Origin of the sequence: Nocardia paucivorans NBRC 100373, from assembly GCF_000308675.1 — a bacterium.
Taxonomy (GTDB): Bacteria; Actinomycetota; Actinomycetes; order Mycobacteriales; family Mycobacteriaceae; genus Nocardia; species Nocardia paucivorans.
The window spans coordinates 246,649-259,810 of the sequence record NZ_BAGE01000053.1 but is presented as its reverse complement, the minus strand read 5'-3'; the positions used below and the strand labels follow the sequence as shown (position 1 = coordinate 259,810).

Sequence of the window (13,162 nt, the reverse complement as noted above, 5' to 3'; positions counted from 1 at the left end):
GGCCTGTCCATCCACTTGTCGGTTCATGGAATGGGAACAAGGACATGGCTCTTCGCGAGTTCATCGCGCGGTACCGAATCACCCCGGCCGTTGCCGCGCCGGCCGTGCTGGGATTGGCGGCGGTGATCGCCACCTCCGTGGCGGTAACAGCGCCGCAGCGCAGCGAGGACACCCGGCTCCGGGCCTCCGTGACGGAATGCCACGATATGGTGACCATCTCGGTGGCCGGACGCAATGACACCCCTCGCGAGGGGACCACGAAGATGCTGGTCGGAGCCAATGGTGAACTGTTACCGGCCGCGCTGTCGGGCGACCACAACAGCGAGTGGGTCGACCCGGTGGTCAATGCTCCCGCCGACGATGTGGAACCGGGCTCCTACGCCGCCGTCTACATCGCATACCCGGCGAATATGGCCACCTATGAGGACGCCGTCACCGCCGGTGTCGCGAATACCCAGCAGGTGATGCGGGAAATCGCGCAGGCCTGCCCGGACACCAGGTTCTCGATCGTCGGTTACAGCGAAGGCGCCGATGTCGTACGGCGCGTCGCGATGAACGTGGGGAATCAGCAACCCGGAGCCGACGGATACGGGATAGTGGACCCGGACGATGTTCTCGGCGTGGTCATTCTCGCCGACCCGGGCCGCTCGGTCGGCGACGGGCCGTTCCCCGGCGCGCAGAACCCTTACGGCAATCCCGATGGCTTCGACCGGCAGTATCAGAACGGTATTTCCCCGATCTCGGGGCGCGGTGCGCTGCCGGGCACCAGCGGCGGCTTCGGCGCGCTGGACGGCAAGGTCGCGTCGTTCTGTTCCGAGGGCGACCTCACCTGCGCCGCACCGGAGAACATCTCCCTGCTGCACTTGGCGGTGAACGTGGGGCGACAACTGAATGTCGACGCGCTCGAACGGGAAGGGCTCACTCCGGCGACCGGGCACGACGTCGCCGTGGTCCTCGGCCGGATCGCGCTCGCGGCCTTCGCCGATATCCAATCGCAACCGAACTGGATGAGCAGCGACGAAACCTTTCTGGAAGTGCTGTTGCGCGTCTCGGACCCCGCCTATCGGCCGGGGCAACCGCCGGTGGAATCGGAGCCGGCGCAGTCCATTGCGACCGAGGAATTGTCGCCGCTGGCGTATCTGCCGCAGAAGGTGTTCAACGAGATCGTCGGTCTCATCGTGACGAACCAGAACACGATCCCGGTGATCATGAGCGATCCCTACAAGCTGACCCTCGGGCCGAATCACACCGGGCACCACTTCGACTACTGGCGCGATGCCGACCCCGACAACGGAAAGCCGCTGACCTCCGCCGAATACGCGGCCGCCTGGCTCACCCATCTGGCCAAACAGGCGCAGGCCGGTAAGCCCATCGATCCGAGTTCCGAGCCCGAGCCCGAGGACTTCACCGATGCCTACCGGGCGGTGGCGGCCACCTCGACGGCACCGACGATCGCGCCGACATCGACGCCGCCGTCGACCGCGCCGACCTCGATACCGACGACGACCGGCCCCGGCCCCACCACGACCGATACCGAGGGCACACCGGTGCCGACCTCCGTATCGCCGCCCGCAACTCCCGATACCTCGGTACCGGCGCTCCCGTCCACCTCGGCGGTGCCCACCGAGATCGCCGAGACCGCACGGCCTTCCACCACCGTGGCTCCGACAGAGGCGCCCTCGACCACCGAATCACCCACGACAACATCGGAATCCACGACACCGGCCACCGACACGAGTACGACGACGCCCACCACCGCCGGTGCGACCACGCCGCTCGCCACCACCGGCACGAGTGCGGCGGCACCGAACTGAGTTGCCTCGTTTCCGTATCCGCCGGTTTCCCTTCGGATACGGCGACGAGGTCCCGACCGCATTATTCGGCGAGCGCCTGCAACACCTGATCTGCCAGTTCCGGACGGCAGATCAGCAGATCCGGCAGATACGGGTCGGGTCGGTTGTAGCGCAGTGGCGTTCCGTCGAGCCGGGAGACATGGAGTCCCGCGGCGGCCGCGACCGCAACCGGCGCGCAGGAATCCCACTCGTACTGTCCCCCGGAATGCGCGTAGACATCGGCGATCCCACATACGACGGCCATGGCCTTGGCGCCGGCCGAGCCCATGGGTACGGGGGTGGCCGACAACCGCGCCACCAGCCGTTGGACCTCGAAGGACGGGCGGCTACGCGATAACGCCATTCGGATGACACCGGGTTCCGGTGATGACGCGAGCACCGGAGGCGCCCCGGTGTGCAACACGATTCCCGCAGCGGGGAGAGCTACCGCGCCGACGGCCGGCTCCCCGTCCACCGCGAGCGCCACATGGACCGCCCAGTCCTGGCGGTGCGGTTCTCCGTATTCGCGGGTGCCGTCCAATGGGTCGACGATCCATACCCGGGAGTGTTCGGTGCGGGCGGTGTCGTCCGGCGACTCCTCCGACAACACGGCATCGTCGGGGCGTTCCCGGCGCAATCGGTCGAGGAGGAAAGCGTTGGATCGTTGATCGCCGACCTTGCCGCCGAGTTCGCGGATACCGAGCAGTAGCTCGCCCGCTTCCGCTGCCAAGGTGGCGGCGAGTGTGTGGTCGTCCATGCGATACCGATCCTTCCGCTGGGCGGGATGCCCGTTTTCGTATACCACGGAACGGCCCCCCACCCGGCAACGGTGGTACCGCGCGGTCCGGTCCCGCGGCCGTTGCGGGGTGGTCGGGACCGGCGAGATATCAGTAGGCCGAGATATCAGTAGGCCATGAACAGGATCTCGTCGCGGCTGTAGTCGTGGCCCGGATGGTTCTCGGTGAGGTGCTGACGCACCTTGGTCACCAGGGCATCCTCGTCCGCTCCGACGATATGTTCCCCGCAGGGGCAGGTCAGCCTGGTCTTCATCTGTCATCCTTTCCGGTTCACCGCACGGTGGGGGAGAGGGTCGCGGCCCGGTGCTCCCCGACGGCGTATCTCACCCGGCTCGTACCGGGCCTCAGCAGAATATCGGTGGTGCGACCGTCTCACCGGGCGAGTGCCGGCCCCCGGCCCACACCGGCTCCGACGGACCGCGCCCGGGATTCGTTCACGTCGGTGGATTCGGCTCCAGCAACGCCCGCACTCGGGCCTCGGACACCGGGCGCAGCTCATGTGCATCCAAACCGATATGAATCTGTCGGCCCCGGACACATATCGCACTGTGGGTGTGCCCGTGCAACAACGCCCGGCCGGCATTGTCGCCGGTGGCCGGGAGACGCCACTCCTCGAAACGGTTCTCCGTGGTGTGGTCACCGTCGGGGTCGCCGGCATACGGGAAGTGGGACAGCAGAACCCGTTCGCCGTCGATGCGGTGCATCGCCGACTGCTGCACCGACTCGAAAACCGCCAGGTAGGTCCGCTGCCAGATATGTGCCCGGCTGCGCATCGGGTGGCACGAATCGTGATTGCCGGCCACGAGATGTTTCGTGCCCGGCCGGCGCGAGACCCACTCCAGAGCGGCGAGTTCCGCACGTTTGCCGCCCACGGAGATATCGCCGAGAATCCACACCACATCGTCGGGGCCGACCATCTCGTCCCAGTACACGGCCAACGCCGCGTCGTGGTCGGTCGAGGTGTCGAACCCGCGAAGGCCGGCGACGAGGTTGTGGCCGATATGCAGATCGGATGTGTACCAGGTGGTGCTCATTCGTGCTCCGATGGTCGTGTCGCGGTCCTCCGCGCCATTGCGGTAAGTCGGGAATCCGCGCACGAAAGTTCGCCGATCTTCCCACGTGGAGCGCGTAATACATCATCATCATTACCGTCGCTCGAGCACCAATGAATATTTCTTCCGTGAGCAGGGCATACAAGAGTGAGGCACGTTGACTCGACAAACACCGTTCGGACGGCCACACATTCGCGCCGACCGTATCGTCCTCCTCGTCGAGCCATACTTCTGTCGGAAGGAGCGTTCATGCCCACTGCCGAATTCGGCACGAGATAAGGGTGGCCGGCAGTTCATCATGCGCGATGTGCCCGGAGGGTAGGCCCCTTGGGCGTACCGTGACGGAACTCCCGATTCACCGTCTGCCGAATGTCTGGAGCGATACCGACACACGGATGGGCGAATCGGCATAGCATTCCCAATCATCCACAGGTACCCCGGTCGGCACGGCCGTGTTCCGAGCGCGTATGGAACAGCGTCCCGCGCCCGCCCGACCGTCATGCTTCACCCGATCTCGGATAGAGAGACCCGCGATGCCCGATACCCCGCATACGCCGTCGGTCGGAGAGTGTGCGCCGGCCGGCCTCGACAGAACCCGGGCGAGTAGCGCCCGAGTCTATGACGCCGCCCTCGGCGGCAAGGACAATTACGAAGTCGACCGTCGAGTGTTGGCGGCCGTTCTCGAGGTCGCACCCGGTATGCCGGGACTGGCCCGGATGAACCGGTCCTGGATGGAGCGTGTGGTTCGCTACCTGGCCGGAATGGTGGGTATCGACCAGTTCCTCGACATCGGCGCCGGTTTGCCCACCCACTACAACACCCATGAGATCGTCCAGGGGGAAAACCGTGCGGCCCGGGTGGTGTACGTGGACAACGACCCGATGTGCCACGCGCACGGTCGGGCCTTGTTGGAGACCAACGAGGAGACCATCTTCGTTCCCGGCGATCTCACCGCCCCGGGCGCACTGCTCGACCATCCGGCGATCGCGCGTCATCTGGCCAGGGACCGCCCGATTGCGGTAATACTGGGCGCGGTCTTGCACCATATCTCCGACGAGCAGGATCCGGTGGGGATCGTGCGTCGTCATATCGATGCGTTGGCTCCCGGCTCGGCCGTGGCGATCACGCATTTCTGGGATCCGGACGATGGGACGGAGGCGCACCGACTGGCCCGGGAGCTGCAGCGACGATACCTGGAGACGGGATTGGGCACGGGATGGTTCCGGACCCGGGAACAGATTTCCTCGTTCTTCGGGGAGTTGGATCTGGTGGAACCGGGCCTGGTGGAGTTGGACGATTGGTGGCCGCCGGGGCCGAGGGTGTGTGCCCGTGCCCTCGAGCAACGGTTGATGCTCGGTGGACTCGGCTACAAGTGATTCGAGATAGGGTTGGGCGCGATGACTGCCTCGCCTCGGGCCAATAGGGGCCCCAGAGCAGCGGCCGGTAACCGTGCCGCACTGATCGCCGCGGCTCGGACCCTGTTCGCCGACAAGGGCTCCGGGGTGCCGATGTCGGCCATCGCGCGCGCCGCGGGGGTGGGGCAGGGGGTGCTGTATCGGCATTTCCCCACCCGGGGACGGCTGGCGGCGGCGGTGTTCGAGGAGAACATCTGCGCGGTCGAGGCGCGCGCGGCGGACCCGTCGACCACCGTCGACGATGTGCTGCGCATCCTCGTCGACCAGGTTGTCGCCTCGGCGGCGTTCATCATGATGCTGGATCCGACCGGCGTCGACGACCCTCGGGTCGCGGAGACCGCGGCGCGGCTGCGTGAACTTCTCACCCGCAAACTCGCCGATCCCGGGCAACGTGGCGATATTGCCGCGGACGTCACGGCCGACGACATCGTTCTCGTGGTGGGGATGTTGGCCGGGCTGGTATCGAAAACCGCAGGGGAGGTCAGGCGGGCCCATGCCGAGCGAGCCTGGGCTCTGCTGTATCGAGGGTTGCGCGGGTAATCCACCGCATCGGGAGCGGTGAGGGACTTCGATGCGGGTTCCGGTGGCGAGATGTGGATTACCGTCGCCCGCTCGCCTGCTGGAGTGAAATTCTTATTTTGAGAGAGATATATTTCGCTGTTGGTATCGTTTCGTGCCGGTCGAGTTCGGTGGAATTCGGGTGACCCGGCCCGAGTCGCCCGACGGTCCGTGCCGGAACCGGATATACGAGATGAGCGCATCGAAGAAACCGTCGACCCCGGCGTACGCGCCGGATCGGGCCGGTCGGGCCGCCGGTGCCGGCCGCGTCACCGCAGGTGCGGGACTCGGAAGCCGGGCGGAGGCCGCGCAGTGATCGACGGGGGTGGAGTTCCCGGTCGGTGCCCGATGACGGTTATCCGCTGCCGGTGCGGGTGGTGACGGCGGCGCGGATGGTCTCCACCGTGGCGTCGAGCCGGGTGCGATGCGATCCGGACCAGTAGATCTGCCCGCAGTCGCGGCAGCGGCGGAAATCGTCGTAATAACGGTGGGTGAGCGGTTCCAGTCGATCCGCCACCTCGGTTTTGGTGACCGGGTCGACTCGGCCGCCGCAGCGCAGGCAGCGGGCGAATGGGTCCAGGCGGCCGGTGAGATCGAGGCGGTGGATCAACTCGACGATCTGATCGATCGGTCGATCAGCCCTGATGTAGACGCCGTGGGTCACGGTGCGACGTTTGAGAAGACCGCGGTCGCGGGTGAGCAGGATCCGGTGTTCGGCCGCCGATATCCGGGCGAGTGTCGCATCGTCGGCGGTCCACGGACAAAGCACGTCCAGGCCCATCAGCCGCATGAGACGGGCGAGGCCGCCGAGATTGACATCGGCGACGAACCTCGGCTCCCGTAACGGGTGCGGGCGTACCCGGGTCACCGGACCGATGTCCAGGGTTTCGAAGACGGGGTAGGCGGCGATCCGGGAGCCAGGTGTGGGGCGGTGCGCGAAATCCACCGGATGGCCGTTGACGAGCACCAGATCCACTTCGGTATGCGGAATACCGACGGCTTCGAGCACATCCTTCACGGTCTGGTGCGCACGGAAGGGGCGCCGCAGCACCGTGTAGCGCGCGTCGGGCCGAAGGAAATCGTTCAGTTCGGCGTAGACCCGGATATCGATACTCATGGGGAACTCATGGGAACTCGCGCGAAGCGCACCCGAACCGCTGTGTGACTCGGTATGGGGATGGGTAGTCGGGAATCGGTACGGTGCACGACTGTTTACCGAATTCGAGGTTCAACAGCCTATGAACTGGAAGAATACTCCGACCGCCGAAAATTCCGACATATAACCAATGTGAACCGATTTCATGATACCGTCCGTTACACCTACTGTTCGTATGAGGGAGGTATCCGTGCTCCACACCGTGGACGCGAGGGCCGTGTGGGTCGCGCAGGGCAGTGAGGGCGGTGGTGCGGCCCTCGACCAGGTGGCCATCATGACCGGCTCGGCCGGGGTCGTCGCATTGGTGCTGCTCTGGGTGGGATATCTGCACCGCACCCGCCGGATCGCCTGGTTGGGGCGGCTGGCCGACGGATTGGGGCAGGTCTTCAACCGGCCGGGCTGGGCGGCCCTGCCGATGGCGTTATTCCTCGCGACGATCCTCACCGCACTGCTGGGCTTCATCTGGGATGTCTCCTTGCACGTGGGGGACGGACGGGATGAGGGACCGTTGGCCAATCCGGCCCACTATTTCATCCTCGTCGGGCTGTTCTTCCTGTTCACGGCCGGGATGACGGCGGTGGTGCTGCCGCTGGACGACAAACCGGGTCCCGCGGCCATTCGGATCACCCGCACCTGGTACGCGCCGGTCGGCGGAATTCTCATCGCGGGCGCCGGACTCTACGCCCTGATCGGGTTCCCTCTCGACGATCTGTGGCACCGAATGTTCGGTCAGGACGTCACCTTGTGGGGGCCGACCCATCTGATGCTCATCGGTGGCGCCGGGTTGTCCCTGGTCGGGGTGCTGCTATTGGAACACGAGGGTCGACACCACCGGCCCGATCCACAACGGCCGGGCGGACGCCTCATGTGGGTGCTGCGCGCCTTCGCCTTCGGCGGCCTGCTGATCGGGCTGTCGGTGTTCCAGGTGGAATACGACTTCGGGGTGCAGCAGTTCCGGCTCGTTCTCCAGCCCCTGCTCATTGTGGCGGCCGCGTCCGTCGCCCTCGTCGCCGCGCGTCTCGTCCTGGGGGTGGGCAGCACCCTGGTGGCGGTGGCGTTCGCGACCGCGGTCCGAGCCGCGGTGGCCTTCCTGGTCGGGGGCCCGATCCTCGACGCGCCGCGCAATGTCTTCCCGCTCTATCTCGGCATCGCGCTCGTGGTGGAACTACTCGCACTGCTTCCGCTCGTCCGCCGGCCGCTCCTGTGGGGCGCGCTCTGCGGGTTCGCCGCCGCCACGGTGGGATTGTGGCTCGAATCGCTGTGGGTGGCCGCCGTGTTCGTCGATCCGTGGCCCGCCGGGATGTGGCCGGAGCTATTGGTCATGGCCGTTCCCACCGGGATCGCGGGTGGTGTGGTGGGTGCGCTGCTGGCCACCGTGCTTCGCGGCGAGCCGCTACCCCGTCCGCCCGTACGTCGCGGTCTCATGGTCGCCGCCGTGGTGATCGTGGCGGCGGCGATCGCCAACGGCCTGATCATCGATGTACCGGAACAAGCCTCGGCCACCGTGACGCTGCGTGAGGCCGAAACCGATTTTCCGGGGCGTATGGTGCTCGCCGATATCCGGCTCACACCGGAGGATCTCGTCGGTGACGATCCGGAATGGCTACAGATCCTGTCCTGGCAGGGTGGCGCCGACAGCGACAACCCCGGACGTGGTCTGGTCGTGGACCGGCTTCGCCGCATCGACCGGGGGCACTACGAATCGACGAAACCCGTACCGGTCCACGGGAGCTGGAAGACCGTGCTGCGCCTCCAGGACGGACGAACATTGACCGCGCTGCCGATCTACATGGCGGCCGATCCCGGTATCGGCGCCGAGGAGGTGCCCGCGCCCGCCACATTCACCCGACCGTTCGTCTCCGAGATCACCGTTCTGCAGCGGGAACGCTCCTTCGACCATCCGGCCTGGCTGTTCACGGCGGCCTCACTCGTGGTGCTGGTGTGCAGCCTGATTCTCGTCACCGCATTGTCCTGGGGTGCGGCGCGTATCGGCGATCGGTACCCGCGCCGGGATCCGGCGGTGACACAGCCGGCGGCCTCCGTCCGATGACCGGGTATCCCGAGCATGTGGACGTGCTCGCCGATCATTCGGTCCTGCTGGCAGTACCCGCTTTCCTGCCGGCGTTCGTGGTCGTGGGGGTGGTGGTGTACATCGCCCTTCGGGACCGCCGGGCCGGCCCCGACGACGAAAGCGAACACCCGGATACCGAGCGTGATATCGAGGAGGATTGATGTCCTGCCCACGTCATCGTCGTGCCGTTCTCGTCCTGATGCTGTCGGCCGGTCTGGTCGCGGCCGGTTGTGCCACGGGCGAGTCGGGACGGACGGGACCGACCGATGCACCGGCGAGCCGGGATGCGACGGCGTCCGGTGCGCTCGACGAGGCGGCATTGATCATCCCGGTGCGGATCGCCGGCGGGACGGTGAGTCCGGCCGATACCCGACAGGAGGTTCGGGTGGGTCGGCCCGTCGAACTCGTGGTCGACAGTGACGTCGAGGACGAACTGCACGTGCATGCGACCCCCGAGCACACCTTCCCCGTCGCCGCCGGCGCCGGACAACGTTTCCGCTTCACGGTGGACGTCCCGGGACGAGTGGAGATCGAACTGCACAAGGTCGGTCGGACGGTGGCGACACTGCTCGTTCGCGGATGACGGTCCTGGCACACGGGCTGGGCGGCGCCACCGACCTGCCTATTCCGTTCTCGTACGCCCTGGTCGGCGCGGCATGGGCCCTGACGTTCTCGTTCGCGCTCCTGCTCTTCGCCTGGCGTTCGCCGCGACTGGATCCGCGGTCGCCGGGCCGGCCGTTGCCGACGGTCGTCACCCGGGTCGTCGACTCGGCGGTAGCGCGCACCGTGATCGCGACGGTGAGCGTGGGCGCCACCGCGCTCGTGCTCGCGGTGGCGTTGTTCGGGTCCGCCGACCCTGGCCGCAACCCCGTTCCCGGGGTGCTCTACGTCTTCCTGTGGGTGGGCGTCCCGGTCGCCTCGCTCGTCGTGGGACCGGTATGGAAGATCGTGTCCCCGACGCGGGCGGTGCATCGGGTGATCTGCCGGATGCGGCGGTGTCCACCCGATCGCGGTGTCCTGCGTTATCCGGATTCGTGGGGGCAGTGGCCGGCCGTGTTCGGCCTGTTCTCCTTCGTCTGGCTCGAACTGGTGTACCCCGACCCCGGTGCGGTGGCGGCGGTGACCACCTGGCTGGTGGGATATCTGCTCGTGACCCTGTTCGGGCTGGTCGTCTTCGGCGCCCGGTGGGCCGAGCACGCCGACCCGATCGAGGTGTACAGCACCCTGCTGGCCGGACTCTGCCCGCTCGGTCGCCGCGACACCGGTGAACTCGTCCTGCGCTCACCACTGGCCAATCTCGCCGGGACACCGACTCGGCGCGGGGCGGTGGCGGTGGCCGCGACCCTGCTCGGCTCCACCGCCTTCGACAGTTTCACCATGTTCCCCGTCTGGCGAACGCTGATGGCCGATACCGAGACCGTGGCGGATTTTCTGCCGACCGTGGTCGAGACCCTCGGTTTGCTCGGATTCATCGTGGTGGTCGGCGGGGTGTTCACGATCGCGGCCCGTGCCACCGGTGGGCTCACACCGGCCGAACGCACATTGCTGCCGGGCCGGTTGGCGCACAGCCTCACCCCGATCGTCGCGGGGTATGTGGTGGCCCATTACCTCACTTTCCTGGTGGAGAAGGGGCAGGCGACCGTATTGCTGTTCGCGGACCCACTCGAGCGGGGATGGAATATCGCGGGCCTCGGGGACCGCGCTGTCGCCTACGTGCTGTCCACCCATCCCGCGCTACTGGGCACGATCAAGGTATTTGCGGTGGTGCTCGGGCATATCCTCGGCGTCGCCGCGGCCCACGACCGCAGTTTGCGCCTGCTGCCGCCGGCGCATCGGTTGACCGGCCAACTGGCCCTGATGCTGACCATGGTCGGTTTCACCTTCACCGGGCTCTACCTGCTGTTCGAGGCATGAGATCGGAGAATATGGGCACTACCCCCGGTGACGGCGATCCGACCGCGGCTTTCGGTCGACCGCCGATCGGACCGATGCTCGGCCTTCACGACACAGAGGAACGATCATGACGGAAAACCCCGCCCCGAATGCCGTCCACCCGCACGGCGAACCCGCCCTCGATCGATGGGCCGCCCTGCGATCCGCCGCGGATCGATTGGAACGCGAATTCGCGGGCGTATTCGATCGGAAGACGGTCGAGGAATTTCTGAGCTCGTCCTACGGGCGTATCCGTGCCCACGCCGATATCACCGAACTCCCGCCGTTGTCGGCCGAACGGGTCGCCCGGCAACGTCTGCACGCCTTGGCCGAGGTGGAGGGTAGGGCCCGAGCGGGGCGGCCGATGGTGCTGTTCCTGTCCGAGCACGATGCCGGACGCGGGCCGATGGCGCTCGCATTCTTCAACCGGATGGTCGGTGACCGTGCGGTGGCCTGGTCCGGGGGTGACGACCCGGTGGGCGATATCGACCCGGTGGTGGTCACGGCGATGCGCGAGGTGGGAATCGAGATCGGCGACGAGGTTCCCATGCCGTGGACCGAGGAGATGGCACGGGTCGCCGACGTCATCGTCACCATGGACCATGGCGACGACTGCCCGGCGGTGCCGGGGATCGGTTACCGCGAATGGGACGTTCCCGATCCCCGGGGCCGGGATATCGAGGCGGTCCGGCCCATTCGCGACGAGCTCGCAAACCGGGTCGGCGAGTTGGTGGCCGAACTGGGTCCGGTCACCTGAAGCGGCCGGCGAAGGTGATGATGAAGTCCACATACGACACCGGCGCGTCGAAATCCTGACGTGAACTTCGGTGCGAGCGCCACCTTGTGCACATACCTGAAATGGTCGAAACCCACGCCGTTCTCGAGGACGTACTGCGAGTGCAGTTCCAGGCGTTCCCGGTAGAGCGTGGACCGACCGAAGGCGGGGTAGTAGTCGACCGCGGTCGCTCCGTCGGCGAGTCCGGTGAACGCATCCGGCACCTCGGAATGGGGGGCGCGGCCATGGACGTCGTGCCGGATGTAGTCGTGCCGGATGTAGTCGTGCCGGATGTAGTCGTGCCGGATGTAGTCGTGCCGGATGTAGATGCCCTTCTTGCGTTCCACCACCGAATAGCTGCGGATGCGGCGGCCCGGGTTCGGTCGGTTCTCATAGGGGATACGGACATTGCGGCCCTCGGCGTTCCACTCCCATCCGTGGGACGGGCAGACGATGCGTTCGTCCTCGATCCGTCCGCCGTGGCCCGGATGGGCGCCGCCGAGGTGTTCGCGGTAGGCGTTCATGACCGCGACCGGGCCGAAACCCGCTCGCCAGGCGATCATCTCGCAGTCGAAATACTTCATGCGGCGAACCCCGCCGATGCCGACCTCGGCCGACCACGCGACCTGGGACCATCCGGTGGGCTGCATGGACAACGGTGGTTTGGCCATGGTCTGCCGTCCTCTCGCCGCCGACGGATTGCCGATACGGATCCGGCCGGTGGCCCGCAGTCGCGGTGGTAATGCCTTACCGGCAGCACGACAGTGGGTTCTGTGAAATTGGCGCGCGTGGTCTTCGGCCGCGCCCTCACCGGGGCCGTCCCCGACAAACCGTGCAAGAGAACGAACCGACACCGCTACCATCCGAAAGATGACCGAAGCGGCTACCGGCGGACGACGTGGGAATCGGCGTGGCCACGCCACCCGCGAGAGCATGCTGGAGGCCGCTCTGCGCTCACTGGCCTCGGGCGAACCGGGCGCTGTTTCCGCCAATCGCATCGCCAAGGAGATCGGTGCCACCTGGGGCGCGGTAAAATACCAGTTTCAGGATGCCGATGGGCTCTGGTCGGCGGTATTGCGGCGTACCGCCGAACGGCGCGGCGAACTTCCGGTCGTCTTCGATGCCGGAGCGCCGTTACGGGACCGCGTGGCCGCCACTGTCGAAACCCTGTACCGGGGCCTGACCTCGACCGATTCCCGAGCCATCGAAACCCTGCGCACCGCGCTACCTCGTGATCGTGCGGAACTGGAACGGCTCTATCCGCGCACCGCGGCCGAACTGCTCTCCTGGGGCGAGGCATGGGAGGCCGCCTGCCAGAAGGCCTTCGCCGACCTCGACGTCGATCCCGCCCGGGTGCGCGAGGTGGCCGCGTTTCTGCCGGGCGCGATGCGGGGAATCGTCTCGGAGCGGCAACTGGGCACCTATACCGACCTGGACGAGGCCCGGCGGGGGCTGACGAACGCGATCGTCGCCTACCTCGAACACTCCCGGTCTCTCGGGGTGAGGGATACCGGATAGCGGATATCGCCGTTGCCGGCGACGGTTACGGTGATCCGGCCCCCTTCCCGCGGTAA

Annotated in this window: 14 protein-coding genes and 1 pseudogene; 10 read left to right on the top strand and 5 right to left on the bottom strand. The window is 66.9% G+C overall.

From position 1 onward, the window contains the following. The first annotated feature begins 44 nt into the window (after positions 1–44). A complete protein-coding gene (locus ON32_RS20435) occupies positions 45–1,814 on the top strand; it encodes a cutinase family protein (protein ID WP_040792548.1) in 1,770 nt (589 codons plus the stop codon). A gap of 61 nt (positions 1,815–1,875) precedes the next feature. Here the strand turns inward: ON32_RS20435 and ON32_RS20430 are convergent, their stop codons facing one another. The 3 genes from ON32_RS20430 to ON32_RS20425 form a co-directional block, all read right to left on the bottom strand. Beyond that, positions 1,876–2,589, bottom strand: a complete 714-nt coding sequence (locus tag ON32_RS20430; protein ID WP_040792634.1) for a 3'(2'),5'-bisphosphate nucleotidase CysQ — start codon at positions 2,587–2,589, stop codon at positions 1,876–1,878. A 146-nt stretch (positions 2,590–2,735) separates the two neighbouring features. Beyond that, positions 2,736–2,882, bottom strand: a complete 147-nt coding sequence (locus ON32_RS28125) for a DUF1059 domain-containing protein (protein ID WP_083874676.1) — start codon at positions 2,880–2,882, stop codon at positions 2,736–2,738. A gap of 181 nt (positions 2,883–3,063) precedes the next feature. Beyond that, positions 3,064–3,663: a metallophosphoesterase gene (locus ON32_RS20425; protein WP_040792547.1), complete on the bottom strand. Its 600-nt coding sequence runs from the start codon at positions 3,661–3,663 to the stop codon at positions 3,064–3,066. Between the two features lie 551 nt (positions 3,664–4,214). On the opposite strand from ON32_RS20425, the gene ON32_RS20420 reads away from it, so the two are divergent. The 3 genes from ON32_RS20420 to ON32_RS30570 all read left to right on the top strand — a co-directional run bounded on the left by ON32_RS20420 (position 4,215) and on the right by ON32_RS30570 (position 5,970). Beyond that, on the top strand, positions 4,215–5,057 hold the full coding sequence (locus ON32_RS20420; protein ID WP_040792546.1) for an SAM-dependent methyltransferase: 843 nt from the start codon (positions 4,215–4,217) through the stop codon (positions 5,055–5,057). A 21-nt stretch (positions 5,058–5,078) separates the two neighbouring features. Beyond that, the gene (locus ON32_RS20415; RefSeq protein ID WP_040792545.1) at positions 5,079–5,636 is read left to right on the top strand and encodes a TetR/AcrR family transcriptional regulator; all 558 of its coding nucleotides are present in this window, start codon (positions 5,079–5,081) and stop codon (positions 5,634–5,636) included. 211 nt (positions 5,637–5,847) lie between these two features. Further along, entirely contained in the window at positions 5,848–5,970 is a 123-nt protein-coding gene (locus ON32_RS30570) for a hypothetical protein (protein ID WP_281032242.1), read from the top strand. A 39-nt stretch (positions 5,971–6,009) separates the two neighbouring features. Here the strand turns inward: ON32_RS30570 and ON32_RS20405 are convergent, their stop codons facing one another. Beyond that, on the bottom strand, positions 6,010–6,771 hold the full coding sequence (locus tag ON32_RS20405; RefSeq protein ID WP_040792543.1) for a Mut7-C RNAse domain-containing protein: 762 nt from the start codon (positions 6,769–6,771) through the stop codon (positions 6,010–6,012). Between the two features lie 214 nt (positions 6,772–6,985). Here ON32_RS20405 and ON32_RS20400 point away from each other — a divergent pair, with 214 nt between their 5' ends. The 5 genes and pseudogenes from ON32_RS20400 to ON32_RS20380 all read left to right on the top strand — a co-directional run. Beyond that, entirely contained in the window at positions 6,986–8,860 is a 1,875-nt protein-coding gene (locus ON32_RS20400; RefSeq protein WP_051133495.1) for a hypothetical protein, read from the top strand. Continuing rightward, complete coding sequence (locus tag ON32_RS20395; protein ID WP_040792542.1) at positions 8,857–9,042, top strand: hypothetical protein; 186 nt, start codon at positions 8,857–8,859, stop codon at positions 9,040–9,042. The genes ON32_RS20400 and ON32_RS20395 overlap by 4 nt, the downstream gene beginning before the upstream one ends. Further along, positions 9,042–9,464 carry a hypothetical protein gene (locus ON32_RS20390; RefSeq protein WP_040792541.1) on the top strand — a complete coding sequence of 141 codons (423 nt, stop codon included), beginning with the start codon at positions 9,042–9,044 and terminating at the stop codon, positions 9,462–9,464. Before ON32_RS20395 ends, ON32_RS20390 begins: the two co-directional genes overlap by 1 nt. Beyond that, positions 9,461–10,795 (top strand): hypothetical protein, encoded by a 1,335-nt coding sequence (locus ON32_RS20385; RefSeq protein ID WP_040792540.1) that lies wholly within the window; start codon positions 9,461–9,463, stop codon positions 10,793–10,795. The genes ON32_RS20390 and ON32_RS20385 overlap by 4 nt, the downstream gene beginning before the upstream one ends. 106 nt (positions 10,796–10,901) lie before the next feature. Beyond that, positions 10,902–11,495, top strand: a pseudogene (locus ON32_RS20380) (arsenate-mycothiol transferase ArsC); the annotation flags it as partial. Here the strand turns inward: ON32_RS20380 and ON32_RS28120 are convergent. Then, positions 11,450–12,259 (bottom strand): Rieske 2Fe-2S domain-containing protein, encoded by an 810-nt coding sequence (locus ON32_RS28120; RefSeq protein WP_373284333.1) that lies wholly within the window; start codon positions 12,257–12,259, stop codon positions 11,450–11,452. The pseudogene ON32_RS20380 and the gene ON32_RS28120 overlap by 46 nt on opposite strands. 199 nt (positions 12,260–12,458) lie before the next feature. Here ON32_RS28120 and ON32_RS20375 point away from each other — a divergent pair, with 199 nt between their 5' ends. Continuing rightward, positions 12,459–13,106, top strand: coding sequence for a TetR/AcrR family transcriptional regulator (locus tag ON32_RS20375; protein WP_083874675.1), 648 nt, complete (start codon positions 12,459–12,461; stop codon positions 13,104–13,106). Positions 13,107–13,162: the final 56 nt, after the last annotated feature.

Coding starts and splice junctions, on each gene's coding strand:
- ON32_RS20405 (WP_040792543.1), bottom strand. CDS start 6,771: ATGAGTATCGATATCCGGGTCTACGCCGAACTGAACGATTTCCTTCGG.
- ON32_RS20375 (WP_083874675.1), top strand. CDS start 12,459: ATGACCGAAGCGGCTACCGGCGGACGACGTGGGAATCGGCGTGGCCAC.
- ON32_RS20415 (WP_040792545.1), top strand. CDS start 5,079: ATGACTGCCTCGCCTCGGGCCAATAGGGGCCCCAGAGCAGCGGCCGGT.
- ON32_RS20425 (WP_040792547.1), bottom strand. CDS start 3,663: ATGAGCACCACCTGGTACACATCCGATCTGCATATCGGCCACAACCTC.
- ON32_RS20435 (WP_040792548.1), top strand. CDS start 45: ATGGCTCTTCGCGAGTTCATCGCGCGGTACCGAATCACCCCGGCCGTT.
- ON32_RS30570 (WP_281032242.1), top strand. CDS start 5,848: ATGAGCGCATCGAAGAAACCGTCGACCCCGGCGTACGCGCCGGATCGG.
- ON32_RS20430 (WP_040792634.1), bottom strand. CDS start 2,589: ATGGACGACCACACACTCGCCGCCACCTTGGCAGCGGAAGCGGGCGAG.
- ON32_RS20420 (WP_040792546.1), top strand. CDS start 4,215: ATGCCCGATACCCCGCATACGCCGTCGGTCGGAGAGTGTGCGCCGGCC.
- ON32_RS20385 (WP_040792540.1), top strand. CDS start 9,461: ATGACGGTCCTGGCACACGGGCTGGGCGGCGCCACCGACCTGCCTATT.
- ON32_RS20400 (WP_051133495.1), top strand. CDS start 6,986: ATGAGGGAGGTATCCGTGCTCCACACCGTGGACGCGAGGGCCGTGTGG.
- ON32_RS28125 (WP_083874676.1), bottom strand. CDS start 2,882: ATGAAGACCAGGCTGACCTGCCCCTGCGGGGAACATATCGTCGGAGCG.
- ON32_RS20390 (WP_040792541.1), top strand. CDS start 9,042: ATGTCCTGCCCACGTCATCGTCGTGCCGTTCTCGTCCTGATGCTGTCG.
- ON32_RS20395 (WP_040792542.1), top strand. CDS start 8,857: ATGACCGGGTATCCCGAGCATGTGGACGTGCTCGCCGATCATTCGGTC.
- ON32_RS28120 (WP_373284333.1), bottom strand. CDS start 12,259: ATGGCCAAACCACCGTTGTCCATGCAGCCCACCGGATGGTCCCAGGTC.